This window comes from Pseudomonas sp. S2_E02 (genome assembly GCF_054668355.1).
Genome location: NZ_CP162761.1, coordinates 3499894 through 3525717 on the forward strand (window position 1 = coordinate 3499894; position 25824 = coordinate 3525717).

Here is a 25824-nt window from a genome sequence, read left to right on the forward strand (position 1 = left end):
CGCAGCGATGGCGTATTACCTCACTCCTCAAGACGTTACCGCTCTGCCCGCCTGGCAAGCGTTGAAAGATCACCGCCAAGCCATGCAGGATTTCAGCATGCGCGAAGCCTTCAACGCCGATCCGCAGCGCTTCAACCAGTTCACCCTCAGCAGCTGCGGACTGTTTCTCGATTATTCGAAGAATTTGATCAACGCCCAGACCCGCAACCTGCTGGTCGGTCTGGCCAATGAAGTCGATCTCAAAGGCGCCATCAAAGCGCTGTTTGAAGGCGAAATCGTCAACACGTCCGAAGGCCGCCCGGCGCTGCACACCGCCCTGCGCCGCCCGGTAGGCGACAAGCTGTCGGTCAACGGCGTCAACGTGATGCCGGAAGTCCACAAGGTCCTGAACCAGATTACCGATCTGGTCGGCCGCATCCACGACGGTCTGTGGCGTGGTTACACCGAGAAGCCGATCACCGACGTGGTCAACATCGGCATCGGTGGCTCGTTCCTCGGCCCTGAGCTGGTCTCCGAAGCACTGCTGTCGTACGCGCAGAAAGGCGTGCGTTGCCATTATCTGGCGAACATCGACGGCAGCGAATTCCACGAACTGACGCAGAAACTGCGCGCCGAGACCACGCTGTTCATCGTTTCGTCGAAATCCTTCAACACCCTCGAAACCCTGAAGAACGCTCAGGCTGCTCGTGCCTGGTACCTGGCGCAGGGCGGTTCGGAGGCCGAGCTGTATCGTCACTTCATCGCCGTATCGAGCAACAATGCTGCTGCTGTGGCGTTCGGTATCCGCGAAGAAAACATCTTCCCGATGTGGGACTGGGTCGGTGGTCGTTATTCGCTGTGGTCGGCCATCGGTTTGCCGATCGCCCTGGCCATCGGCATGTCCAACTTCAAGGAACTGCTGTCCGGCGCCTACACCATGGACCAGCATTTCCAGACCGCGCCGTTCGAACAGAACATGCCGGTGCTGCTGGCCCTGCTCGGTGTGTGGTACGGCAACTTCTGGGGCGCGCAAAGCCACGCGATCCTGCCGTACGACCACTATTTGCGTAACATCACCAAGCACTTGCAACAGCTGGACATGGAATCCAACGGCAAGAGCGTGCGTCAGGACGGCACGCCGGTGTCGACCGATACCGGTCCGGTGATCTGGGGCGGCGTCGGCTGCAACGGTCAGCACGCCTACCACCAGTTGCTGCATCAAGGTTCGCAGTTGATTCCGGCCGATTTCATCGTGCCGATCGTCAGCTTCAACCCGGTCTCCGACCACCATCAGTGGCTGTACGCCAACTGCCTGTCGCAGAGCCAGGCGCTGATGCTCGGCAAGACCTTGCCGGAAGCCGAGCAGGAACTGCGCGACAAGGGCATGAGCGAAGAAGAAGTGCACAAGCTCGCGCCGCACAAGGTGATCCCGGGCAACCGTCCGAGCAACACCCTCGTGGTCGAGCGCATCAGCCCGCGTCGTCTCGGCGCACTGGTGGCGATGTATGAACACAAAGTGTTCGTGCAAAGCGTGGTCTGGGGCATTAACGCCTTCGACCAATGGGGCGTGGAACTGGGCAAGGAACTGGGCAAAGGCGTTTACAACCGTCTGGTCGGCAGCGATGAAACCAACGCTGATGATCCGTCCACTCAGGGCCTGATCAACTACTTCCGCGGTCGTCACCGCGGGTGATGTGAATGGGTTGCCCACAATTCCAGTGGGCAACCCATTTCCAATGTGGGAGCGAGCCTGCTCGCGAATGCGGTGTGTCATTCAGCCTCTTTGTTGACTGACTCACCGCATTCGCGAGCAGGCTCGCTCCCACAGTTGTTTTACACATGACTTGAACCTCTGCATCGCTCGGCGCATCTTTATTCCTGTCGCACCACAAGAATAAGGAACCGTCATGTTCGATATCAGCACGTTCCCCAAAGCCGATGCCGTCCGCCGGGCTGCGCAATTGAGTCAGGAAGACTATCGGCGCCTGTACCGCGAATCCATTGAACACCCCAGCACCTTCTGGGCCGAACAGGCCACGCGGTTCCTCGACTGGAGCACGCCGTGGCAGACCGTTCAGCGCTACGACCTGAAAACCGGTGAAGCCGCCTGGTTTGCCGGTGCGAAGCTGAACGTCAGTTACAACTGCATCGACCGCCATCTGGACAAGCGCGGCGATCAGACCGCCCTGCTCTGGGAGGGCGACGACCCGGCAGAATCAGCGCAAATCACTTATAAAAAACTCCATCACCACGTCTGCCGCCTGGCCAACGTGCTGAAAAGCCGTGGTGTGAAGAAAGGCGACCGGGTGTGCATCTACATGCCAATGATCCCCGAGGCCGCATACGCCATGCTCGCCTGCGCGCGGATCGGCGCAATCCATTCGGTGGTGTTTGGCGGTTTCTCCCCTGATTCCCTGCGTGACCGCATACTTGATGCTGACTGCCGCACGGTGATCACCGCCGATGAAGGCGTGCGCGGTGGCAAGTTCGTGCCGCTGAAGCAGAACGTCGACCAAGCCCTGCAAAGTTGCCCCGACGTCAGCACCGTCGTGGTGGTCGAACGCACCCAGGGCAAAGTCGATTGGGTCGAGGGTCGTGACCTCTGGTATCACCAGGCCGTGCGCGAGGTCAGCGACGATTGCCCACCGGAGCCGATGGACGCCGAAGACCCGCTGTTCATCCTCTACACCTCCGGCAGCACCGGCAAACCCAAAGGCGTGCTGCACACCACCGGCGGCTACCTGCTGCAAGCGGCGATGACCTTCAAGTACGTGCTCGATTACCGCGACGGCGAAGTGTTCTGGTGCACTGCTGACGTCGGCTGGGTCACCGGTCACAGCTACATTGTCTACGGCCCGCTAGCCAATGGTGCGACCACGCTGATGTTCGAAGGCGTGCCGAGCTATCCGAGCAGTTCGCGTTTCTGGCAGGTGATCGACAAACACAAAGTCAATATCTTCTACACCGCGCCGACCGCCCTGCGCGCGTTGATGCGTGAAGGTGCCGAACCGTTGAAGGAAACCTCGCGCGCCAGCCTCAGATTACTCGGCAGCGTCGGTGAGCCGATCAACCCGGAAGCGTGGGAATGGTATTTCAATGTCGTCGGAGAACAGCGCTGCCCCATCGTCGACACTTGGTGGCAGACCGAAACCGGCGGCATCATGCTCAGTCCCCTGGTCAGCGCCCAGCGAATCAAGCCTGGCTGCGCCACGCAACCGATGTTCGGCGTGCAACCGGTGCTGCTCGATGAGCACGGCAAGGAAATCAAAGGCGCCGGCAGTGGCGTGCTGGCGATCAAGTCGAGTTGGCCGGCGCAGATCCGCAGCGTCTATGGCGACCCGCAGCGCATGGTCGACACCTATTTCAAACCCTACCCCGGCTACTACTTCACCGGCGACGGCGCACGCCGCGATGAGGACGGCGATTACTGGATCACCGGGCGCATCGATGACGTGATCAACGTCTCCGGTCACCGCATCGGCACCGCCGAAGTGGAAAGCGCACTGGTATTGCACGACAGCATCGCCGAGGCCGCCGTGGTTGGTTACCCCCACGACGTCAAAGGTCAGGGCATCTACGCCTTCGTCACTCCCATGAACGGCACCGAACCCAATGACGAGTTGAAGAAAGAATTGCTGGCCCACGTCAGCAAGGAAATCGGCAGCTTCGCCAAACCGGATCTGATCCAGTGGGCGCCGGCCTTGCCGAAAACCCGTTCAGGCAAGATCATGCGGCGCATCTTGCGCAAGATCGCCTGCAACGAACTCGACAGCCTCGGTGATACCTCGACCCTGGCCGATCCGAGTGTGGTGCAAGGCCTGATCGACAAGCGCCTCAATCAGTAACACCCCGGGCGCGGTCAACCGGCCGCGCCTGGCCTTTCTCACTGAGTGGTCATGGAATTCATCCGCTGCCGTATCGAACAGCAACTCATGAGCCTGACCGGGCTGTCGCTCGGTCAGCTCGACCTGGAAAATCCCAAGGGCGATCCCGGCCTGTTTGGTCCGGACTCGATCAGTTGGCAGGTGCACGGCGATTTCAGCAGCATGTTGATCGGTGGCATCAGCGCGCTGTTGCTGCAAGCTTTGCATCCGCTGGCATTGGCCGGGGTCTGGGATCATTCGAACTTTCGTGAGGACATGCTCGGGCGTTTGCGGCGCACCAGCCAGTTTGTGTCCGGTACCACGTTTGGCTCGCGCCGGGACGCCGACTGGCTGATCGAGAAAGTGCGCACCATTCACTTGCAGGTGGTCGGCACGGCGCCTGATGGCCGGCCCTACGCAGCCAGCGATGCGGATTTGTTGACCTGGGTGCATGTGGCGGAAGTGAGTAACTTTCTGGCGGCGCATTTGCGTTATCGCAATCCGCAGTTGTCGGGGGCAGATCAGGATCGTTATTACACGGAAATCGCCGTGATAGCCGAACGCCTGGGCGCGCGCGATGTACCGAAATCGCGGCAAGCCGTGGCCGAGTATCTGCAACGCATGCGCCCGCAGTTGCTGTGCGACGAGCGCAGCCGTGAGGTTTTGCGCCTGCTGCTCGACGCGCCGGCGCCGAGTGTTCTGGCGCGACCGTTTGGCGATCTGATGATGAAGGCCGGGATCGACCTGTTGCCGGACTGGGCCAGCGACATGCTCGACGTCCGCCAGAGTTCGCTGCAACGGCAACTGATTCGCGCCAGCGTCCGGCGCAGCGCACCGATGCTGCGCTGGGCGATGCGCAATGGTTCGGTGCAACGCGCCAAACGCCGGATGGGCTTGAGCTGAAAACTTCGTCGGACGCCTTCGCGAGCAAGCTCGCTCCCACAGGAGATCTAATTTGCACCATGGATCCCATGAGGGAGCGAGCCTGCTCGCGAAGGGCGCAACTCGATTGCCCGCCAAGCTGCTAAACTCCCGCGCCCCCATTCTCACCAGCAAGGCGCCCGCATGTCTTCCTTGAATCAGGCGCTGCGCGCCGCCCTCGATCAACGCCAGGATCTGCTGGCCGAGTTGCACCGCCAGGGCACCGATTGCTATCGGCTGTTCCACGGCAGCCAGGAAGGCGCCGGCGGCCTGACCATCGACCGCTACGGCCCGCAACTGCTGGTGCAAAGCTTCCACCAGACGCTGGAGCGTGACGACCTGCTGCAACTGCACGCCATGGTTAATCAGAGCCTGGGGATGGAAACCTTGCTGGTTTACAACGACCGATCCCGAGGCAACTCGCGCATTGACCGTGAAGACAGCGTCTACAAAGCTGAAGACGCGGCACTGGCCGATCTGGTCGGCCACGAATGGGGCCTCAACTACCGGGTGCGCGGACGCCATGCCGGGCAGGATCCCTTGCTGTTCCTCGATCTGCGCAACACCCGTGGCTGGGTCAAGGATCACGCCCAAGGCAAATCCGTGCTCAACCTGTTCGCCTACACCTGCGGCGTCGGCCTCAGTGCGGCCGCCGGTGGCGCGCGTGAAGTGTGCAATCTGGATTTCGCCGAAGGCAATCTGGCGGTCGGTCGCGAAAACGGCCTGCTCAACCCGCAGTTGCCGGAGATGGAATTCATCCAGTCGGACTACTTCCCGGCCATCCGCCAACTCGCCGGGCTGCCGATCAGTCAGCGCCGTGGACAAAAACTGCCGAGCTACCAGCGCCTCGATCAGCGCCAATACGACCTGGTGCTGCTTGATCCGCCAGCGTGGGCCAAGAGCGCATTCGGCACTGTCGATTTGCTGCGTGACTATCAGAGCCTGCTCAAACCCGCCCTGCTGACCACCGCCGACAATGGCGTGCTGATCTGCTGCAACAATCTGGCGAAAGTCAGCATGGACGACTGGCGCGAGCAGGTGCTGCGCTGTGCCGAGAAGGCCGGGCGACCGGTGCGTGAGTGGAGCGTGATGACCCCAGGCGCCGACTTCCCGTCGATGGATCAGCAACCGCCGCTGAAAACCCTGATTCTGCAGCTCTGAAGCGCTCGCGCGGCGGCAACTGTTTCCCTGTGGGAGCGAGCTTGCTCGCGAAGGCGTCGTGTCAGTCGGCATCTTGATCAACTGGACGACCGCTTTCGCGAGCAAGCTCGCTCCCACATTTTTTGTGATTACAGAGAAATCTGAACAATCCTGCAGCACGGCTGTTACTTCGGAACCAGAATCGCGTGCCATACTCCAAGGCACTCCGATTCAGACAGATGAAGCCGCACATGCCCAAAGGATTGATTCGCGCGATAGGCGCCTTGTTGACTGCTCTGGCCCTCTACAGCCTGCTGGGGTTTCTGATTTTGCCGGGCATCGCCCTGCGCGTGGCCAATCAGCAACTGGCCAACTACGCAACAGTGCCTGCGCATATCCAGCGTATCGAGCTCAACCCGTTCAGCCTTGAAGTTACCTTGTGGGGGCTGGTCATCGGCGAGCCGGGCAAGGAACAGATCGGTTTCGATCGCCTGTACGCCGACCTGCAAATCGACAGCCTGTGGACCAAAGCCCTGCATCTGGCCAACATCGAACTGGACAAGCCGAAGAGCGAAATCCTCTTCGCCAAAGACGGCAAGCTCAACCTGCTCGGCCTGTTCAATGTGCCGGCCAGCGAGCCGACCCCGGCCGATCCGAACGCCAAGCCCTTCCCGCTGCGCATCGACAACATCAAACTGGCCGGCGGCGTCGTGCACTTTGAGGACGTGCGCCCGAGCGAGCCCATCGAGTTTCTCTACGATGATCTCAGCTTCGAGCTGAAAAACCTCAGCACCCTGCCCGAAGACAGCGCCGACATGACCCTGGTCGCCATCGGCCCCGCCGGTGGCCGGATCGATTGGAGCGGCAATTTCAGCCTGATCCCGTTCACCTCCGAAGGCACCCTGAAAGTCACCGACGGCAAGATGAAAGCCTTCTGGCCCTACGTGCGTGACTCGGTGCCTTTGGTACTCGAAGACGGCGTGATCAGCCTCAGCAGCGAATACAAACTCAATCTGTCGAAAGAAACCGAACTGCAGTTGAACAATGTCGCAGTGAGCATCGCGCCATTCGCCATCAAGGCTCCGGACGGGCGGCCACTGGCGAAACTCGAACGCCTCGACGTCAGCGAAGCCTCGGTGGATCTGGCCAAACAACAAGTGGTGGTCGGCAAGATCCGCAGCAACAAACTGGAAACCTGGGCGGCGCTCGAAGCCGACGGCCAACTCGACTGGCAGAAACTGTTTGCCAGCCAGCCATCGAAACCGGCTGCCAAAGCGGCTGCCGAACCGGCGAACACACCGGCAGCTGCCGACTCGCCGAAAACCCCACCGGCGCCGAGCAAACCGTGGCAAGTGCTGCTCAAAGACGTGCAATTGCGCAATTACACCGTGCATCTGGCCGACCGCTCGGCCAAACCGGCAGTAGCACTGGACATCACCCCGCTGAATGTCGATCTGCAAGACTTCGACAGCCTCAACGGCTCGCCCTTCAAGCTCAAGCTCGATAGCGGCGTGGGCAAACAAGGCAAGATCACGGCTGACGGTACGGTCAATCTCGCCCCGGTCAACGCCCAGCTCAACGTGAAAACCCAGGACATCGACCTGCGCGTCGCGCAGTCCTACATCAATCCGTTTATTCGCCTGGAACTGCGCAGCGGCATGCTCGGCAGTGATCTCAAGGTCAATCTCAAGAGCACCGAGCCGCTGGCCCTAAGCGTCACCGGGCGCGCGCAGATCGATCAACTGCACACCCTCGACACCCTGAAAACCCGCGATTTCCTCAAGTGGCAGCAGGTCGTGGTCGAAGGCTTGAACTATCAGCACGGCGACAGCCTGTCGATTGACAAGGTCAACCTGTTCCAGCCGTATGTGCGGTTCATGATCAACGATGATCGCACCACCAACATCGATGACCTGCTGATCCCGCAGCCCGCCGACAGCGGCACCAAAAGCGCAGCAGCGAAACCGGCCAGCAACGAGAAACCGCTGGGCATTCACATCGGCGGCATCGCCATCAACGACGGTTCGGCCAACTTCGCCGACTTCAGCCTGACGCCGAATTTCGCTACCGCCGTGCAGCAACTCAATGGCCAGATCGGCACCATCGACAGCCGTCAGGCGAAACCGGCCAGTGTCGACATCAAAGGCAAGGTCGACCGCTATGCACCGGTGACCATCAAGGGCGCGGTCAATCCGTTCGACCCGATGGCCAGCCTCGACATCGCCACCAGTTTCAAACGTGTCGAGCTGACCACGTTGACGCCCTACTCCGGCAAATTCGCCGGTTACCGCATCCGCAAGGGCCGGCTCAACCTCGACCTGCATTACCTGATCACCAAGGGCCAGCTCAAAGCCGAAAACAAAGTGGTGGTCGAGCAATTGCAACTCGGCGAGAAGGTCGACAGCCCGGATGCCGTGAGCCTGCCGCTGAAACTGGCGATAGCCCTGCTCAAGGACGTCGACGGCAAGATCTCCATCGAGTTGCCGGTGACCGGCGACTTGAACAACCCGCAGTTCAGCGTGATGCCGATTGTCTGGCAGACCCTGCGCAATCTCATCGTCAAAGCCGCTGCCGCACCCTTCAAAATGATTGGCGGGCTGATCAGTGGTGGCAGTTCGCAAGACCTTGGCACCGTGTCGTTTGCTCCGGGTTCCAGCGAGTTGAGCAAGGATGCCGAAGCGGCGCTGATCAAACTGTCTCAAGCGCTGAAGGAGCGTCCGGCCCTGCGTCTGGAAATCGAGGGCACTGCCGCGCAGAGCAGCGATGGTCCATTGCTCGCCGAGCAGCGTCTGGAGCGTGAATACCAGTACAACTACTACAAGATGCTCCAACGTCGCGGCGATAAAGTCCCGGCGCAGGCGTCATTGCTGCAAGTGCCGGACAACGAGAAAGGTCCACTGCTCGAAGGCATTTACCGCACCCGTCTGAAAACCCAGCCGCCAGCCGAATGGAAGGATCTGGGCAAGGAAGAACGCACGGCGAAGATGCGCGAAGGCGTGATCAAGTTCTGGAGTGGCAGCGAGGTGTTGTTGCGTCAGTTGGGTCAGGACCGTGCCAGCAGCATCAAGGATTATCTGGTCGATAAAGGCCAGCTGGCAGACGACCGCGTGTACTTCATCGACGCCAGTCTCGGTGAAGCCGAGAGCGATGGCCGCGTGGTGACGCAAATGCACCTGGATGCCGAATGATGAAACTGCAGTGGCTGGCCTTGATCGCAATGACCTTCGCGGCCAGCCACGCCTCGGCGTCCGATACCCTGCGCTGCGGCAGTCAACTGATCAGCTTGGGCGACCGTTCCAGCGAAGTCCTGCAAAAGTGTGGTGAGCCGGTCAGCCGTGATGTCTTGGGTTACAAGCGCAGCGCCAACCGCCGCGAGGAGTTTCAGGTCGAGGAATGGACCTATGGTCCGAGCAACGGCATGTACCAATACCTGCGCTTCGAAGGCAATCGCCTGCGGCAGATCAACAGCAAACGCGGTAACTGATCCAAATCACTTACCCATGTGGGAGCGAGCTTGCTCGCGAAGGCGTCTGGTCAGTCAAATCCATTGTGACTGGCATACCGCTTTCGCGAGCAAGCTCGCTCCCACAGTTGTTTTGCGGTGCCCTTCGACTCTTTCGTCCCTGAAATAGAACAGGCCCCGACACAAGTGCCGGGGCCCGTAATGGTCACATCCGTGTGACCGTTCGCATGAACTCTAAAGTTGCGGCAGACGTATGGCTCGGCCCGTCTGTCGCGCCTTCTCCCGGTCCAGGCGAGAAGTCATGCCTTACTCGGCTTTCAGGCCGTCAGCGGAGACCGCTTTAACGCCTTTGATTTTCTTGGTGATGTTAACGGCTGTGGTTTTCTGAGCTTCGGTAATGGCTACAGTCGACGACAGCGACACAACACCTTTGTTGGTTTCTACTTTGATGTCAGTGCCTGGGATGCCTTTTTCGGTAACCAGGTCGCTTTTGACTTTGGTGGTGATCCAGGTGTCGGAAGTAGCTTCTTTCGCCTTGGTGACTTCACCGGCAGCCAGAGTCATTGGAGCCTGAGTAGCCTGGGTGGATTGTGCGAATGCACCGGAAGCCATGGTCAGGGTCAGCGCGGTAGCAGCAGCGGCAGTGATAGCGAACTTCTTCATACGAGTAACTCCTGTTTTTCTGGAAAGTCTGCTGGTTGTCTTGTCAGCAGGGTTACCAAGGTAGTTGCGAACGTTGTGCCAACTTTTTGAAAGACACAAAAGGTATATAAATCAATAGGTTACAGATATATGAAAATTCCGGATTCATGCAAAATGCATGACTCGATGAATATTCACATGCAAGTTGCGGTTTTTTGGAAAGTTCCTAAGGCGCTGAAATTATTGAAGCTTTTGTAAAGTGCCAGACAATAAAAATGCCCCGCAGAGCGGAGCATTCTGGCCAGCACACGTCAGCTTATGTACCGGTGGCAGTGCAGCCTTTAGGCGAATAGTCCGGAGCAACGGTGGTACCACAAGTCCACACACCTGCGCCGGTCCCTGAGGAACGTGTCAGGGTGATGGTTTTGCTCAGCACCGGACCCGGAGCATTGAGCAATGTGCAAGTGATGGTCCCGGCACCGGTGGATGCCGTGCCGGAAGCGGCCAGTGTGCAGTTGGAAGTCGCAGCGGTGGCACTGCCCGCGACTAGGGTCAGAGTCGGATCAGTGCCTTGATTGATGGTGTCTTCAAACGGCACCTTCAGCGCGCTGATTTCCGCCAGCCCCGCCGTCACCTTCGACCGCGCCTGATACTTGGAATACTGCGGCAACGCGATGGTCGCCAGAATCCCGATGATCGCCACCACGATCAGCAGCTCGATCAGAGTAAAACCTTGTTGTTTTTTCATAGACACGCTCCATGCATGAGTCGAATTCTCATGATCTGCAAGGCACGGAGCATAGGCCATGCCAATGCCTGCAAAGCCCCGTTCATTAGGCGCGAAGCGCTTGCAACGCCAATTCCTACAACCTGTAACCGCACTATCTGACACTTTTTGTCACCTGCACCCGCCGTGTTTGGCGCTGTCACTTGACTAGGCTATAAGTCATGAACGGCAAGCGTGCGGAATCCCCATGAATGACATCGCTCTGAGCGGTCTGGCCAAGCAATTGGTCCAGGCCGAACTGCTCACGGAAAAAGGCGCCCAGCAAGCCTGGCAACAGGCCCAGCGCAATCGCCTGTCGCTGGTCAGCTATCTGGTGCAGAACAAACTGGTCAAGAGCTGGCAGGTGGCCGAGATTGCCAGTGAGCATTTCGGCATGGCCTTGCTTGATCTCAATTGCCTGGACAAGGAAACCCAGCCCAAAGGCCTGGTCAGCGAAAAACTCGTGCGTCAGCATCACGCCCTGCCCTTGTGGCGGCGTGGCAACAAGCTGTTCGTGGGCATTTCCGACCCGAGCAATCATCAAGCAATCAACGACATTCAATTCAGCACCGGGCTGAGCACCGAAGCCATTCTGGTCGAGGACGACAAACTTACCGATGCCATCGAAAAATTCTTCGACACCCACACCAGCGGTCTCGAGGACATGGCCGATGTCGATCTCGACGGGGTCGATGTCGAATCCGTCGACGACAGCAAGCAGGACGCCATCGGCGGCCTCGACGCCGACGATGCGCCGGTGGTGCGCTTCGTGCACAAGATGCTGCTCGACGCGATCAAAAGCGGTTCTTCCGACTTGCACTTCGAGCCTTACGAAAAAAACTACCGGGTGCGGGTGCGCACCGACGGCATCCTGCGCGAGGTTGCCAAACCGCCGATTCAACTGGCCGGGCGCATCGCCGCACGCCTGAAAGTCATGGCCAGCCTGGATATTTCGGAACGGCGCAAACCTCAGGACGGGCGGATCAAGATGCGCCTGTCAAAAAGCAAATCAATCGATTTCCGGGTCAACACTCTGCCGACCCTGTGGGGCGAAAAAGTGGTGATCCGGATTCTCGATCCGTCCAGTGCGCAGATCGGTATCGACGCGCTCGGCTATGAGCCCAAGCAAAAGGATCTGTACATGGCCGCACTCAAGCAGCCACAGGGCATGATCCTGGTCACCGGGCCCACCGGTTCGGGTAAAACCGTTTCGCTGTACACCGGCCTGAATATTCTCAACACCGTCGACATCAATATCTCCACCGCCGAAGACCCGGTGGAAATCAACATGGAAGGCATCAACCAGGTCAACGTCAATCCCAAGCAAGGGCTCGACTTTGCCCAGGCATTGCGCTCGTTTCTGCGTCAGGACCCGGACGTGATCATGGTCGGTGAAATCCGCGACCTGGAAACCGCCGAGATCGCCATCAAAGCCGCGCAGACCGGTCACCTGGTGCTCTCGACCCTGCACACCAACAGCGCTGCGGAAACCCTGACGCGCCTGCACAACATGGGCATTCCCGGTTTCAACATCGCCACCTCGGTCAGCCTGATCATCGCCCAGCGCCTGGCGCGCAAACTGTGCAGCCACTGCAAGAAAGCCATCGAGATCCCACGCGAAACCTTGCTCAAGGAAGGCTTCCCCGAGGAACGCATCGGCCATTTCACGATCTACGAGCCGGTCGGTTGCGATCACTGCAACGGCGGTTACAAAGGACGCGTGGGGATTTATGAAGTGGTGAAAAACACACCGGAGCTGCAACGCTTGATCATGGCTGAAGGCAACTCGCTGGAAATCGACCTGCAGATGCGCCGCGACGGCTTCGACGACCTGCGCACCTCCGGGCTGCACAAGGCCATGCAAGGCATCACCAGCCTTGAAGAAATCAACCGGGTCACCAAGGACTGAACATGGCGGTCAAGGCAGCAAAAATCAGTATTTATGCCTGGGAAGGCACGGACAGAAAAGGCAGCAAAGTCACCGGTGAACTGAGCGGCCAGAACCCGGCGCTGATCAAGGCACAATTGCGTAAACAGGGGATCAACCCCGGCAAGGTGCGCAAGAAATCCGCGTCATTGCTGAGCTTTGGCAAACGCATCAAGGCCCGGGACATTGCCCTGTTCACCCGGCAGATGGCGACCATGATGAAAGCCGGCGTACCGCTGTTGCAGTCGTTCGACATTATTGGCGAAGGCTTTGATAACCCGGCCATGCGCAAACTGGTGGACGACGTGAAGCAGGAGGTCGCGGCCGGTAACAGCTTCGCCGCAGCCCTGCGCAAGAAACCGCAGTATTTCGACGAGTTGTATTGCAACCTGGTCGATGCCGGCGAACAGTCCGGCGCCCTCGACACCTTGCTCGAACGCGTCGCGACCTATAAGGAAAAAAGCGAAAGCCTCAAAGCCAAGATCAAGAAAGCCATGACCTATCCCACCGCCGTGGTGCTGGTCGCGGCTGTTGTCACCGGGATTCTGCTGGTCAAAGTAGTGCCACAATTTCAGTCAGTGTTTTCCGGTTTCGGTGCCGAACTGCCGGCGTTCACCCTGATGGTGATCAGCCTGTCGGAATTCATGCAGCAATGGTGGTGGGCGATTCTCGCTGCACTGGTCGCAGTGATTTTTGGCACCCGCCACGCGCTAAAAACATCCCAGGCCTTGCGCGATCGCAAAGACACCTGGCTGCTGAAACTGCCACTGGTGGGCACACTGATGTACAAGTCCGCCGTGGCGCGATTCGCTCGAACCTTGTCGACCACGTTTGCCGCCGGTGTGCCGTTGGTCGAAGCGCTTGACTCGGTGGCCGGCGCCACCGGCAACGTGGTCTTCAAGCGAGCCGTGCTGCGCATTCGCCAGGACGTGTCCACCGGTATGCAACTGAATTTCTCGATGCGCAGCACCGGGGTCTTTCCCAGCATGGCCGTGCAAATGACCGCAATTGGCGAAGAGTCCGGCGCCCTGGATGACATGCTCGACAAGGTTGCGGGCTTTTACGAGGAAGAAGTGGATAACATGGTCGACAACCTCACCAGCCTCATGGAGCCGTTCATCATGGTCGTGCTGGGGGTAATCGTCGGCGGGCTGGTGGTGGCCATGTACCTGCCGATCTTCCAACTCGGCTCAGCGATCTGACATGCCTATCGACGAACTGTTTGCCATGTATCCGCTAGCGTTTGTCGGCACCGCCCTGCTGCTGGGCCTGGTGGTCGGCAGCTTCCTCAATGTGCTGATCTGGCGCCTGCCGAAAATGCTCGAACGCGACTGGCGCCAGCAGGCACACGATGTGCTCGGTTTGCCCGGCGAAGCCTCGCAACCCATCTACAACCTGATGCTGCCGCACTCCGAATGCCCGCGTTGCGCCCACCGGATTCGCCCGTGGGAGAACGTTCCCCTGCTCAGTTATCTATGGCTGCGCGGGCGCTGTTCAGCGTGCTCAGCTCCGATCAGCAAACGTTATCCGTTGACCGAGCTGGCCTGTGGGCTGCTTTCGGCCTTCATCGCCTGGCACTTGGGTTTCGGTTGGCCGGCGTGCCTGCTGATCGTCCTCACCTGGGGTCTGCTGGCGATGAGTCTGATCGACACCGAGCATCAACTATTGCCCGATGTGCTGGTGTTGCCGTTGCTGTGGCTGGGGTTGATCGTCAACAGTTTCGGCCTGTTCGTAACCTTGCACGATGCGTTGTGGGGCGCGGTGGCCGGTTATCTGGCGCTGTGGTCAGTGTTCTGGCTGTTCAAGCTGCTGACCGGCAAGGACGGCATCGGTCATGGTGATTTCAAACTGTTGGCGCTGCTGGGGGCATGGGGCGGCTGGCAGATTCTGCCGCTGACGATTCTGTTGTCATCACTGGTCGGCGCCATTATCGGGGTGATTTTGTTGCGCCTGCGCGAGCAAAAACCTCGACGCCAATCCCCTTCGGCCCTTATCTGGCAATTGCCGGCTGGATTGCCTTGCTCTGGGGTGGTCAAATAACCGCCTTCTATTGGCAGTTTGTCGGTTTGAAATGAATACCCCTGTGGAAAAACCCTGGATTCTCGGCCTCACCGGCGGCATCGGCAGCGGCAAAAGCGCAGCGGCTCAGCACTTCATTGATCTGGGTGTCCACGTGGTGGATGCCGATCACGCGGCACGCTGGGTGGTTGAGCAGGGGCGTCCGGCGCTGGCGCAGATTGCCGAACACTTCGGCCCCGGTGTGCTGCAGGCCGATGGCACACTGGACCGCGCCGCCCTGCGTAAACTGATCTTTGAAGTGCCGGAGCAACGCCGTTGGCTCGAAGCCCTGCTGCATCCGTTGATCGCCGAGGAAATCGCTCATCACCTGGCGCAGGCAAAATCGCCTTACGCGATTCTTGTGTCGCCGCTGCTGATCGAATCCGGGCAATACGCGATGACCCAGCGCATTCTGGTGATCGACGCTCCGCAACAATTGCAGATCGAACGCACCTTGCAGCGTGACCAGACCAGCGAGCAGCAGGTTCAGGCGATCCTCAAGGCTCAGTCGAGCCGCGAAGAGCGTGTGAGCCGCGCCGACGACGTAGTGGTCAACGACCGCGACCTCGCCTGGCTGCACAGCGAGGTCGAGCGCCTGCATCACTTTTACCTGACTTTATCCGGAGGCCAAGCATGAGCCAGATCCCCACCGTTGAATGCCCGACCTGCGGCGCCCCCGTGGAATTCATCCCCGAAAACAAGTTTCGGCCGTTCTGCTCTGATCGCTGCAAGCTGATCGACCTCGGCGCCTGGGCGTCGGAAGAACACAAGATTCCGGTCGCACCGGATGCCGAGGACGAACTGTTTTCCGGCGACTTCGATCCGCGTCACTGATCTCGATCAGGGCCGCATAAAGCCGTAGTCCTGATCGTCGTCGAGGTTTTCCGCCAGAAAGCGCAACTCGTCGGCCAGGTCTTCGGCGTTGCGCACGGCCTTGCTCTGCTGCACCACCGCACTGAGCAAGGCGCGCAAACTCAACCCCGGGTCAAAACCCACTTCCTGCGCCATCTCCAGACTCTGCCGGGTTTCCTGCCTGGCCCACTCGTAAACACTCATGCCGCTGCTCCTGAAGGGATTTGCGCGAGCATGAAATTTCCCGCGCGCAGCGGGTTTGATGTGGATCAAGACTTCGGATCGTCGTCCTTCCACGGCGCCGAAAGGTAGCGTGTGCGGTTGAAGGTCTCCAGCCATTCCGGGCTGAATACCACCAGAGCACTGACGATCATGCCGTTGATGAACGCCTCGGGGAAAATGATCAGCCACACGTAACCGATGAAGTCTTCCAGCCACTCCGGCATGGCGAAGAGGCCGTCGTACCACAGCAGCGTCAGGCTCAGGATCAGGCACAACAGGGCTGACAGCGCGGCGGCAAAGAAGCCGGAACAGAAGATGTACACGAACGGATTGCGTGGCTGAGCACGCTCGACGAGGATCGCCACGCATTCGGTGACCAGCACCGGCAGCAAAATGAACAAGGCGCCATTGACCCCCATCGCTGCGAGATCCTGACGCCCGAGCAGCACCAGGCCGATTTGCGCCACCAGCCCGCCAACGATCGCCAGCGGCCAGTCCAGCAACAGGGTTACCGCCGTCATACCGAGGAAGTGATACGACACGCCCGTGTCGAAATCCCTGCGCATCAACCACAAGAGAAACAACGCAAACACGGTGCCGAACAGCAGATGCTGACGCCGGCTGTCGCTGAACAACTCGACCCACGGCGCACGCGCGATCGCCCAGAGCAGCACCGGCAGATAAATCAGCCAGCCCAGCAATAGACTTTCGGTCGCCAGCACGTCGACGCCGATCATGGGCGCGCCTTCTCCAGTGCCTCGCGCAGGTCACCCGCGTTGGCGTACTCACGTTGCGAGAGCAATCGACCGTCCTTGAGTTGCAACCACAATACCTGGCCTTCCGCGCCGGGATAGCGCGACGCAACCCGTCCTTCTCGATCCAGCATGACCCGATAGTGGTAGTCGCGCATGGCCGGTACGGCAAACATTTTGGCAATCAGCGCCGGCATGCGCTGGATGTCGGCAACGAACACCGCGTGACGGGCCTCCAGATAGCCCTTGGGCTGGTCCTTCAACGCTTCCTTGATCAGCTTGGCGCCGTCCATATCCCGTGCCACCAGCAGCGTGGTGGTGCTGTTATCGAGGGTGAAGGGTTGCTCGTACTGATCGAGCAACGTCCAGGGAGCCAGACGCTCACCGGTTTCGAGCGCATGGGCACACAGCGGAAAAACAGCAAACAGCAGCAGCCAGCGAAATTTCACGATGAGTCCTCACGGTTTGGCGCAAATAATCGATTTCCATGAGTCTACACCGCCCTTCTCCACTGCCCACTGATGCACTTTGCCGCGGAACGCTTTCAGCTTGTCGCATTTGAACGCTAAGCTTGGGCTTATGGATGACTCAGATTATTTACGCCTGCTGACCATCGCGGCCGAGCAGGCCAACGCCTTTCTGTCCAATGCCCGCAAATGGGAGCGTGAGCGTTGGGTCTGCCAGCGCCTGCTGCAAGGCCTGAACATTCCCTACCGCGCCGACGAATTCGCGCCGGCCGGCGAGCCGCCGGACGTATTGTTTCGCGATGCCAATTTCGAGGTGTTCTTCGTGCTCGACGAGGGCCGTCGGCTCAACGACGAATGGCGCGATGAATTGCAGCGACGACGCAGCGCCTTTTCCCTCAGCCAACTGGTGCGCCGCGAAGCCAAGCCGAAACGGATTCCGGCCAATGAATTCCTGCTGCGACTGGCACCGACTTTGCGCAAGAAAGCGCATAACTACAAGGAACGCGGCATGGATCTGGGCGAACTGGATATCATCGCCTTCGCCAGTCTTAAACGTGAGGTGCTGGATCTGAACAGCCATTTCCCCCCGCCTACTGAATACCTGCGCCAAGGCTGGCGCTCGCTGTCCCTCGTCGGCCCGACCTTCGCCCGCGTGCTGTTCGCCCACCCGGATGCGCCGGACTTTCTGCGCAGCAACCTCGGCCGCAGCATCGTCTTCGACGTCGGGATCAGCCTGTGACGCCACTTCAGCAATTGATTGCCGATGTGCCACAGACCGGGTGTGTGCGCTGGATTGGCGTGCGCCCTGATTCCCGTGGGCCGATGATCGAACTGGATGCCGTGGAGGCGCGACTTGAGGCCGGGCTGACCGGCGATCATGCGCGCCCCGGTGTGCGTAATGCGCGCCAGGTAACGCTGATCCAGTGGGAGCATCTGGCGGTGATCAGCGCATTGATGGGGCGTGCGCACGATCAGCCGGTCAAGCCTGAAGATCTGCGCCGTAATCTGGTTATCAGCGGTATCAATTTGTTTAGTCTCAAGGGTCGGCGCTTTCGTATCGGTCAGGCAATATTCGAAACCACGGGCTGGTGTCAGCCCTGCGCACGCCTGCAGAACAACCTCGGCCCGGGCACCTTTCAAGCGGTGCGCGGCCATGGCGGAATTACCGCGCGGGTGTTACAAAGCGGGATCATTCGCCTCGAAGACCGGGTGAGCGTCGAACCGGTTCCGGACAGCGGCTATGCTGCGTTCAACCCCGGATAAAAACCGCTGTAGCTTCTGCCCATTCAGCAACGTCTACCTGACGAGGCAAATATGACCAGCCGCCTGAACCCCGAAGACCAGAAACATGTCGAAGAGTACCTGCAACTGTCCCAACACCGAGTCGAGCGCCGGCCTTTCCGGCCGTGGATGCTCCTCGTGCTGGTGCTGGCAGTGACCATTGGTCTTGGCCTGTTGAGCCGATTTATCAGTTACCTGACGCTATGAGCAGCTTGGCGCTCGCTTGGGTAACCGCACCGATTTCCTTTAAAAACCTTGCGAGTTATCCCCATGTCCCATCGTATTGTTATTGTCGGCGGCGGCGCCGGCGGTCTGGAGTTGGCTACCCGTCTGGGTAAGACTCTGGGCAAGCGCGGCACGGCCAGTGTGATGCTGGTCGACGCCAACCTGACGCACATCTGGAAACCGCTGTTGCACGAAGTGGCCGCCGGATCGCTGAACTCCTCCGAAGACGAACTCAACTATGTTGCCCAGGCAAAATGGAACCACTTCGAGTTCCAGCTAGGGCGCATGAGCGGGCTCGATCGCGCACAGAAGAAAATCCAGCTGGCCGCCACCTACGACGAAAACGGCGTAGAACTGGTGCCTGCACGTGAAGTGCAATACGACTCGCTGGTGATCAGCGTCGGCAGCACCACCAACGACTTCGGCACTCAGGGCGCGGCGCAGCACTGCCTGTTCCTCGACACACGCAAACAGGCCGAGCGCTTCCACCAGCAATTGCTTAATCACTATCTGCGTGCACACGCTGGGCAAACCGATGTGGTCGAGCAGATCAGCGTGGCGATTGTCGGTGCTGGCGCCACAGGCGTTGAACTGGCGGCAGAACTGCACAACGCCGCCCATGAACTGGCGGCTTATGGCCTGGACCGGATCAAACCGGAAAACATGCACATCACCCTGATCGAAGCCGGTCCACGGGTGTTGCCCGCCCTGCCGGAGCGCATCAGCGGGCCGGTGCACAAGACCCTGGAAAAACTCGGGGTCAACGTGATGACCAACGCTTCGGTCAGCGAAGTGACCGCCGACAGCCTGATCACCGCCGATGGCAACGAGATCAAGGCCAGCCTGAAAGTCTGGGCAGCGGGCATTCGCGCGCCGGGTTTCCTCAAGGACATCGACGGCCTGGAAACCAACCGCATCAATCAACTGCAAGTGCTGCCGACGCTGCAAACCACCCGCGACGAGAACATCTTTGCTTTCGGTGACTGCGCCGCGTGCCCGCAACCGGGTACCGATCGCAATGTGCCGCCGCGCGCCCAAGCCGCACACCAACAGGCGTCGCTGCTGGCTAAATCGCTGAAACTGCGCATCGAAGGCAAGACCTTGCCGGAGTACAAGTACACCGACTACGGCTCGCTGATCTCGTTGTCGCGCTTTTCGGCGGTGGGTAACTTGATGGGCAATCTGACCGGCAGCGTGATGCTCGAAGGCTGGCTGGCGCGGATGTTTTACGTGTCGCTGTATCGCATGCACCAGATGGCGCTGTACGGGCCGTTCCGCACGGCGATGCTGATGCTGGGCAGCAAGATTGGTCGTGGCACCGAGCCACGCCTGAAACTGCACTAAAACCTGTGGGAGCGAGCTTGCTCGCGAAAGCTTTTGATCAGTCGCAGCAACATTGACTGACAGAACGCTTTCGCGAGCAAGCTCGCTCCCACAATGTTTTGTGTTGATCGAAAGATCTGTTTCCTACTGTATCCCCGCCCCGCTTTTCCCTCCTTCGCTTACAAACTCCCCCGCTCCGCGACACAGACGCGATACACCGCCACCGCTTAATGGCCACACCCGAGCAACACCTGCTCAGGCAATCGTCCTTAACGTGTGGTTGCACAGCGCAGCCCAGGAGAATGTAAATGTCCCGTACTTCGACCCTCGGTAAAAAATCCATTGGCCTGATCGGCGCCGCGCTGGCGGGCGGCCTGATGTTGTCCGGTTCGGTTTTTGCCGCTCAGCCACTGGCGCAGGGCTACATGGTTGCCTCGGCGGAAACCTCGGTGAAAGCGCCGGAAGGCAAATGCGGTGAAGGCAAATGTGGCGATGCTTCGATGGCCAAGACGGACAGCGACGGTGACGGCAAGGTCTCGCGCGCCGAATTTCTGAAAGTCGCGCCGAAGTCCGATTTCGACAAGATCGACACCAACCATGACGGTTTCATCGACGAACAAGAGGCCTACAACAACGTGAAGGCCAACTTTGAAGCCAACGGCAAGAAGATGCCGAAAGGCCTGTTCGAACACCTGAAAGACCAAGACGGCGCCTGATCGACAATAAAAAACAAGCCGCGCTTCTCCTGAAAGAAACGCGGCTTTTTTACGTCTGCCCGTTTACAACTGGAAGCGCCGTACCATGCCCTGCAAGGCATTGGCCAGTTGCGACAACTCATGGCTGGACGCGCTGGTCTGGTCAGCGCCTGCGGCAGAACGTAACGATAAATCACGAATATTCACCAGGTTGCGATCCACTTCCCGGGCTACTTGCGCTTGTTCTTCAGCTGCGCTGGCGATCACCAGATTGCGCTCATGGATCTCATGCACCGACGCGGTAATGGTTTGCAGCGCCTCACCGGCACGCTCAGCCAAGGCCAGTGTGGTCGTCGCCCGCGCGGTACTGGCCTGCATCGAATCCAGCGCCAGGCTCGAACCGCTGCGCATGCCCTGGACCATCTGCTCGATCTCCTGCGTCGATTGCTGCGTGCGATAGGCCAGCGCGCGTACTTCATCGGCGACTACGGCAAAGCCTCGCCCGCTCTCACCGGCCCGCGCCGCTTCAATCGCCGCGTTGAGCGCCAGCAAATTGGTCTGCTCGGCAATCGCCCGAATCACGTCGAGCACTTTGCCGATGTCCTGCGATTGATTGGCCAGTGATTGCACCAACTCACCGGTCTGTTGCACATCGCTGGCCAGTGCATTGATGGCCGTGGCGGTCTCACTGACGCGCACCTGACCCAGATGCGCCGACTCGCTGGATTGACGGGTCGCGTCAGAAGTCGACACCGCATTGCGTGCGACCTCTTCCACTGCGGCCGTCATCTGGTTGACGGCCGTCGCGGCTTGTTCGATTTCGTTGTTCTGCTGTTGCAGTCCCTGGGTGCTGTCGAGCGTCACCGCATTGAGTTCATCGGCAGCGGTCGCCAGTTGCGTCGCCGAACCGCTGATGCCTTGCAGCGTCTCGCGCAGGTTCTGCTGCATGGTCGCCAACGCTTTGAGCAAGCGACTGACTTCATCGTTGCCATGGGTTTCGATCGGCCGGGTCAGATCCCCCTGCGCGACACTTTCTGCTGCGCTCACGGCGCTGCTGAGCGGACGAACGATACTGCGGGTGAGCATCATCGCCAGTGCCACCGTGGCCAGCGCGGCCAACGCAATAAACAAACTGACAATCGTGCGCGAGTTTTCATAGTGCGCAGCGGACTTCTGGCTTTCGGCGGCGACCTGTTTGGCGAACAGATTCGCCAGGTCGTTGAGTTGTTTGCCGGAGCCATCGACAACGGTTTTCATGTCGACCAGCAACAACCTGGTCAACTCATCACGCTTGCCTTGCTCGGCGAGGGCGAAGGATTGAGCGATACCATTGCGGTACGCGGCGAAGGTCTTTTTGAATTGGTCGTATAGCTGCTGGCCCTCCGGGGTGTCGACCAGTTTGTCGTAGGCGGCGATTTTCTCGCTCAGCTCTTTGTCGCGGGTGTCCATCTGGCTGCGGTAGGTGGCGATATTGTTCGCGTCCTGATCCAGCGCCATACGCAACGAGATGGTGCGGATGCGCAGCATGATCTCGCGGATCTCGTCGCCGCCACGAATGCTCGGCAGCCACTGGTTTTCTACTGCGACTTCACTATCGCGAATGCTCGACATCTGCCCCAGCGCAAACACGCCGAGCAAGGCTACCAACACCGCGATCAGGGCGAACCCCAGGGCTGCCCGGGGAGCAATATTCAACTGACGAAGCAACATGACGAACGCCCTTATTCTTGTATTGGCCAGATTCAAGGGGCGAAAGCCATGGCAGTCCCCTCGTGTTAGCGGGCTATCGGCAGGTTGTATGATGACCTGAAGGGGAAATGAGTTTTTGTCGGACAAAAAAATCCCCGTATCTTTCGATACGAGGATTTTTAATATGGTCGGGGTAAGGGGATTCGAACTCCTGACATCCTGCTCCCAAAGCAGGCGCGCTACCGGACTGCGCTATACCCCGGTAAAAAAAAGGCGACCTTTCAAAGATCGCCTTCTTCGATCAGCGCTTTTGGCCTCTGATCTTAAGATTCGATCCCAGCGCAAACTGGTTTCAAAAATGGTGGGTCGTGTGGGATTCGAACCTACGACCAATTGGTTAAAAGCCAACTGCTCTACCAACTGAGCTAACGACCCAAAAATGGTCGGGGTAAGGGGATTCGAACTCCTGACATCCTGCTCCCAAAGCAGGCGCGCTACCGGACTGCGCTATACCCCGGTTTGAAATTGGCTCCGTGACCAGGACTCGAACCTGGGACCCAATGATTAACAGTCATTTGCTCTACCGACTGAGCTATCACGGAACTACATATTTCAATTTACAACGGTGAAACTTACTGCATCTAGCCACTCGTTCGCATCGCTGCGTTCGTGTGTCTGAGGCGCGCTATTCTACAACCTAGAACACCTCTGTCAACCCCCTAAATTGCTTTCAAGTTAATGATTTGCAACTTATTTCAGATTTCAACTCAGTGAGCTGAGACCGTCTTGGCGACTGACTGCGGGGCGCACTTTACAAGCCTTTTCCTTTGAGTTCAACAGCCTAACGAAAAAAAAGGCCCCACAATGTGGGGCCCTCGTTTTTTCATTGGCGCTCAGGCTTAGTTGAAAACGATTTCGTCGTTCTCGACAGTGCCGGTTGCCGTGTCGCCCGGCATGAAGTGACCCGAGAGGATCAACTGCGCCAGCGGGTTTTCGATCCAGCGCTGAATTGCCCGTTTCAAAGGACGTGCGCCATACACCGGGTCGTAGCCAACGGCGATCAACTTGTCCATCGCCTCTGGACTGAGTTCCAGCTTCAGCTCGCGCTCGGCCAGACGGCTGCGCAGACGGCCCAACTGGATCTCGGTAATGCCCGCGATCTGATCCCGCGCCAAAGGCTCGAAGATCACCACTTCGTCGACCCGGTTGATGAACTCCGGACGGAAGTGCGACGTCAGCGCATCCATGACTGCAGCACGTTGAGCCTCACGATCACCGACCAGTTCCTGGATCTGTACCGACCCCAGGTTCGAAGTCATGACGATCACGGTGTTGCGGAAATCCACCGTACGGCCATGGCTGTCGGTCAGGCGACCATCCTCGAGCACTTGCAGCAAGATGTTGAACACATCCGGGTGCGCCTTCTCGACTTCGTCCAGCAGGATCACCGAATAAGGCTTGCGACGCACCGCCTCGGTCAGGTAACCACCCTCTTCGTAGCCGACGTATCCCGGTGGTGCACCGATCAGGCGAGCCACGGAATGTTTCTCCATGAACTCGGACATGTCGATCCGCACCATCGCCTCTTCCGTATCAAAGAGGAATTCGGCCAGCGCCTTGCACAGCTCGGTTTTACCGACACCGGTCGGGCCGAGGAACATGAACGAGCCGCTCGGACGATTCGGGTCGGACAACCCGGCGCGCGAACGGCGTACCGCGTTGGCGACGGCGACCACGGCCTCTTCCTGACCGATGACCCGTTTGTGCAACAGGCTTTCCATCTTCATCAGCTTGTCGCGCTCGCCTTCGAGCATTTTCGACACCGGGATGCCGGTCCACTTCGACACAACTTCAGCGATTTCTTCTTCAGTCACCTTGCTGCGCAGCAACTGGTTTTCGCTCTTGCCGTGCTGGTCGACCATTTGCAGGCTGCGTTCCAGATCCGGGATCACCCCGTACTGCAATTCAGCCATACGGTTGAGGTCACCTTTACGGCGCGCGGCTTCCAGTTCCTGCCGCGACTGCTCGATCTTCTGCTGAATCTGCGCAGAACCCTGCACCTCGGCTTTTTCCGAGTTCCAGATTTCTTCCAGATCGGAATACTCGCGTTCGAGGCGGACGATTTCTTCCTGGAGTTTCTCCAGACGTTTCATCGCCGCTTCGTCGCTTTCTTTCTTCAGCGCCTGGGATTCCACCTTCAACTGAATCAGGCGACGTTCCAGACGATCGAGCACTTCCGGTTTGGAGTCGATTTCCATGCGGATGCGACTAGCGGCCTCGTCGATCAGATCGATGGCCTTGTCCGGCAACTGCCGGTCAGTGATGTAGCGATGGCTGAGCTTGGCCGCGGCGATGATCGCGCCGTCGGTGATTGCCACCTTGTGGTGAACCTCGTAACGCTCTTTAAGGCCACGCAGGATGGCAATGGTGTCTTCTTCGCTCGGCTCATCCACCAGAACTTTCTGGAAGCGTCGCTCAAGCGCCGCATCCTTCTCTATATATTGGCGGTACTCGTTGAGCGTGGTCGCGCCAACGCAGTGCAACTCACCGCGAGCCAGCGCAGGCTTGAGCATGTTGCCGGCATCCATCGAACCTTCGCCTTTACCGGCGCCGACCATGGTATGCAGTTCGTCGATAAACAGAATGATCTGCCCTTCCTGCTTCGACAGTTCGTTGAGCAACGATTTCAGGCGCTCTTCGAACTCACCGCGATACTTGGCACCGGCAATCAGCGCGCCCATGTCCAGCGAGAGCAGACGCTTGCCTTTGAGGCCGTCCGGCACTTCGCCGTTGATGATGCGCTGGGCCAGGCCTTCGGCGATGGCGGTTTTGCCCACGCCTGGCTCACCGATCAACACCGGGTTGTTCTTGGTGCGGCGTTGCAGAACCTGAATGGTGCGGCGAATTTCGTCGTCACGACCGATCACCGGATCGAGCTTGCCATCTTCGGCGCGCTTGGTCAGGTCAACGGTGTACTTATCCAGTGCCTGCCGCGACTCTTCGTGGTTGGCGTCGTTTACCGCTTCGCCGCCACGCAGGTTGTTGATCGCGTTTTCCAGGGCTTTCTTGCTCACGCCCTGGCCGAGCAGCAACTTGCCGAGCTTGCTGTTCTCGTCCATCGCAGCGAGCAGCACCAGTTCGCTGGAAATGAACTGGTCGCCCTTCTGCTGGGCCAGACGGTCAGCCTGATTGAGCAGGCGCGCCAGATCCTGCGACATGTTGACGTCGCCGGTCGGGTTCTGGATTTTCGGTAATTGGTCGAGCTCTTTGGTCAGCTCTTTACGCAAGCTGTTGACGTCGAAGCCCACCTGCATCAGCAGAGGCTTGATCGAACCACCCTGCTGCTCAAGCATGGCTTGCATCAAGTGCGCCGGCTCAATCGCCGGATGATCGTGGCCGACAGCCAACGACTGGGCGTCGGACAAGGCCAACTGTAACTTGCTGGTTAAACGGTCTATTCGCATAAGTCACCTTCCTTTTGAGCAGGCCGGACCTAAAAACCATCCTGAATAAAGAAACCTGCCAGATACCGCTATAGATGCGGTCGATTCTGCAAGAT

General features: G+C 59.1%; 22 protein-coding genes, 4 tRNA genes and 1 pseudogene. 16 read left to right on the forward strand and 11 right to left on the reverse strand.

The window, feature by feature from the left end:
- Nucleotides 1–7 precede the first annotated feature (7 nt).
- The 6 genes from pgi to AB4O01_RS15685 all read left to right on the forward strand — a co-directional run bounded on the left by pgi (nt 8) and on the right by AB4O01_RS15685 (nt 9387).
- The gene (pgi, locus tag AB4O01_RS15660) at nt 8–1672 is read left to right on the forward strand and encodes a glucose-6-phosphate isomerase (protein WP_186625127.1); all 1665 of its coding nucleotides are present in this window, start codon (nt 8–10) and stop codon (nt 1670–1672) included.
- A 214-nt stretch (nt 1673–1886) separates the two neighbouring features.
- Nucleotides 1887–3824 (forward strand): acetate--CoA ligase, encoded by a 1938-nt coding sequence (gene acs, locus AB4O01_RS15665; RefSeq protein WP_460089001.1) that lies wholly within the window; start codon nt 1887–1889, stop codon nt 3822–3824.
- 51 nt (nt 3825–3875) lie between these two features.
- Nucleotides 3876–4745 (forward strand): oxygenase MpaB family protein, encoded by an 870-nt coding sequence (locus AB4O01_RS15670; RefSeq protein WP_460089002.1) that lies wholly within the window; start codon nt 3876–3878, stop codon nt 4743–4745.
- A 162-nt stretch (nt 4746–4907) separates the two neighbouring features.
- Entirely contained in the window at nt 4908–5924 is a 1017-nt protein-coding gene (locus AB4O01_RS15675) for a class I SAM-dependent rRNA methyltransferase (RefSeq protein ID WP_093434893.1), read from the forward strand.
- Nucleotides 5925–6142: 218 nt separating this feature from the next.
- Nucleotides 6143–9091, forward strand: a complete 2949-nt coding sequence (locus tag AB4O01_RS15680) for a DUF748 domain-containing protein (protein WP_460089003.1) — start codon at nt 6143–6145, stop codon at nt 9089–9091.
- Complete coding sequence (locus tag AB4O01_RS15685) at nt 9091–9387, forward strand: DUF2845 domain-containing protein (RefSeq protein ID WP_093434887.1); 297 nt, start codon at nt 9091–9093, stop codon at nt 9385–9387. The genes AB4O01_RS15680 and AB4O01_RS15685 overlap by 1 nt, the downstream gene beginning before the upstream one ends.
- A 285-nt stretch (nt 9388–9672) precedes the next feature.
- Here AB4O01_RS15685 and AB4O01_RS15690 read toward each other — a convergent pair whose 3' ends face one another.
- Complete coding sequence (locus tag AB4O01_RS15690) at nt 9673–10029, reverse strand: BON domain-containing protein (protein WP_093434884.1); 357 nt, start codon at nt 10027–10029, stop codon at nt 9673–9675.
- Nucleotides 10030–10324: 295 nt separating this feature from the next.
- Nucleotides 10325–10756 carry a pilin gene (locus AB4O01_RS15695; protein ID WP_093434881.1) on the reverse strand — a complete coding sequence of 144 codons (432 nt, stop codon included), beginning with the start codon at nt 10754–10756 and terminating at the stop codon, nt 10325–10327.
- A 226-nt stretch (nt 10757–10982) separates the two neighbouring features.
- Between AB4O01_RS15695 and pilB the strand changes: the two genes are divergently transcribed.
- The 5 genes and pseudogenes from pilB (at nt 10983) to yacG (ending at nt 15593) form a co-directional block, all read left to right on the forward strand.
- Complete coding sequence (gene pilB / locus AB4O01_RS15700; protein WP_460089004.1) at nt 10983–12683, forward strand: type IV-A pilus assembly ATPase PilB; 1701 nt, start codon at nt 10983–10985, stop codon at nt 12681–12683.
- A 2-nt stretch (nt 12684–12685) separates the two neighbouring features.
- Nucleotides 12686–13903, forward strand: a complete 1218-nt coding sequence (locus tag AB4O01_RS15705; protein ID WP_460089005.1) for a type II secretion system F family protein — start codon at nt 12686–12688, stop codon at nt 13901–13903.
- 1 nt (nt 13904) lies between these two features.
- A pseudogene (locus AB4O01_RS15710) lies at nt 13905–14776 on the forward strand (prepilin peptidase).
- On the forward strand, nt 14773–15396 hold the full coding sequence (coaE, locus tag AB4O01_RS15715; RefSeq protein WP_460089006.1) for a dephospho-CoA kinase: 624 nt from the start codon (nt 14773–14775) through the stop codon (nt 15394–15396). Before AB4O01_RS15710 ends, coaE begins: the two are co-directional and overlap by 4 nt.
- Complete coding sequence (gene yacG, locus AB4O01_RS15720) at nt 15393–15593, forward strand: DNA gyrase inhibitor YacG (RefSeq protein WP_095048684.1); 201 nt, start codon at nt 15393–15395, stop codon at nt 15591–15593. Before coaE ends, yacG begins: the two co-directional genes overlap by 4 nt.
- 6 nt (nt 15594–15599) lie before the next feature.
- On the opposite strand, the gene AB4O01_RS15725 is transcribed toward yacG, so the two are convergent.
- From AB4O01_RS15725 to AB4O01_RS15735, 3 genes are all read right to left on the reverse strand, one after another.
- The gene (locus AB4O01_RS15725) at nt 15600–15815 is read right to left on the reverse strand and encodes a hypothetical protein (protein ID WP_007959584.1); all 216 of its coding nucleotides are present in this window, start codon (nt 15813–15815) and stop codon (nt 15600–15602) included.
- Between the two features lie 65 nt (nt 15816–15880).
- Nucleotides 15881–16570, reverse strand: coding sequence for an energy-coupling factor ABC transporter permease (locus AB4O01_RS15730; protein ID WP_099757210.1), 690 nt, complete (start codon nt 16568–16570; stop codon nt 15881–15883).
- On the reverse strand, nt 16567–17034 hold the full coding sequence (locus AB4O01_RS15735) for an FAD/FMN-containing dehydrogenase (RefSeq protein WP_099757211.1): 468 nt from the start codon (nt 17032–17034) through the stop codon (nt 16567–16569). Before AB4O01_RS15735 ends, AB4O01_RS15730 begins: the two co-directional genes overlap by 4 nt.
- A gap of 130 nt (nt 17035–17164) precedes the next feature.
- Between AB4O01_RS15735 and AB4O01_RS15740 the strand changes: the two genes are divergently transcribed.
- The 5 genes from AB4O01_RS15740 to AB4O01_RS15760 all read left to right on the forward strand — a co-directional run bounded on the left by AB4O01_RS15740 (nt 17165) and on the right by AB4O01_RS15760 (nt 20597).
- Complete coding sequence (locus AB4O01_RS15740; RefSeq protein WP_007909887.1) at nt 17165–17791, forward strand: DUF1780 domain-containing protein; 627 nt, start codon at nt 17165–17167, stop codon at nt 17789–17791.
- Nucleotides 17788–18315, forward strand: a complete 528-nt coding sequence (locus AB4O01_RS15745) for an MOSC domain-containing protein (RefSeq protein WP_116255860.1) — start codon at nt 17788–17790, stop codon at nt 18313–18315. The genes AB4O01_RS15740 and AB4O01_RS15745 overlap by 4 nt, the downstream gene beginning before the upstream one ends.
- A gap of 51 nt (nt 18316–18366) precedes the next feature.
- A complete protein-coding gene (locus tag AB4O01_RS15750; protein WP_007909875.1) occupies nt 18367–18540 on the forward strand; it encodes a DUF3094 domain-containing protein in 174 nt (57 codons plus the stop codon).
- A gap of 63 nt (nt 18541–18603) precedes the next feature.
- Nucleotides 18604–19902, forward strand: coding sequence for an NAD(P)/FAD-dependent oxidoreductase (locus tag AB4O01_RS15755; protein ID WP_016986237.1), 1299 nt, complete (start codon nt 18604–18606; stop codon nt 19900–19902).
- Nucleotides 19903–20189: 287 nt separating this feature from the next.
- Nucleotides 20190–20597, forward strand: a complete 408-nt coding sequence (locus AB4O01_RS15760; RefSeq protein WP_016986236.1) for an HvfA family oxazolone/thioamide-modified RiPP metallophore — start codon at nt 20190–20192, stop codon at nt 20595–20597.
- Nucleotides 20598–20660: 63 nt separating this feature from the next.
- On the opposite strand, the gene AB4O01_RS15765 is transcribed toward AB4O01_RS15760, so the two are convergent.
- The 6 genes from AB4O01_RS15765 to clpB all read right to left on the reverse strand — a co-directional run bounded on the left by AB4O01_RS15765 (nt 20661) and on the right by clpB (nt 25729).
- Nucleotides 20661–22286, reverse strand: coding sequence for a methyl-accepting chemotaxis protein (locus AB4O01_RS15765; protein WP_460089007.1), 1626 nt, complete (start codon nt 22284–22286; stop codon nt 20661–20663).
- A 164-nt stretch (nt 22287–22450) separates the two neighbouring features.
- Nucleotides 22451–22527, reverse strand: a tRNA-Pro gene (locus AB4O01_RS15770).
- A 97-nt stretch (nt 22528–22624) separates the two neighbouring features.
- Nucleotides 22625–22700, reverse strand: a tRNA-Lys gene (locus AB4O01_RS15775).
- A gap of 5 nt (nt 22701–22705) precedes the next feature.
- Nucleotides 22706–22782: transfer RNA gene (locus tag AB4O01_RS15780), tRNA-Pro, on the reverse strand.
- 9 nt (nt 22783–22791) lie between these two features.
- A tRNA-Asn gene (locus tag AB4O01_RS15785) sits at nt 22792–22867 on the reverse strand.
- Nucleotides 22868–23164: 297 nt separating this feature from the next.
- Nucleotides 23165–25729 carry an ATP-dependent chaperone ClpB gene (gene clpB, locus AB4O01_RS15790; protein ID WP_093434855.1) on the reverse strand — a complete coding sequence of 855 codons (2565 nt, stop codon included), beginning with the start codon at nt 25727–25729 and terminating at the stop codon, nt 23165–23167.
- Nucleotides 25730–25824: the final 95 nt, after the last annotated feature.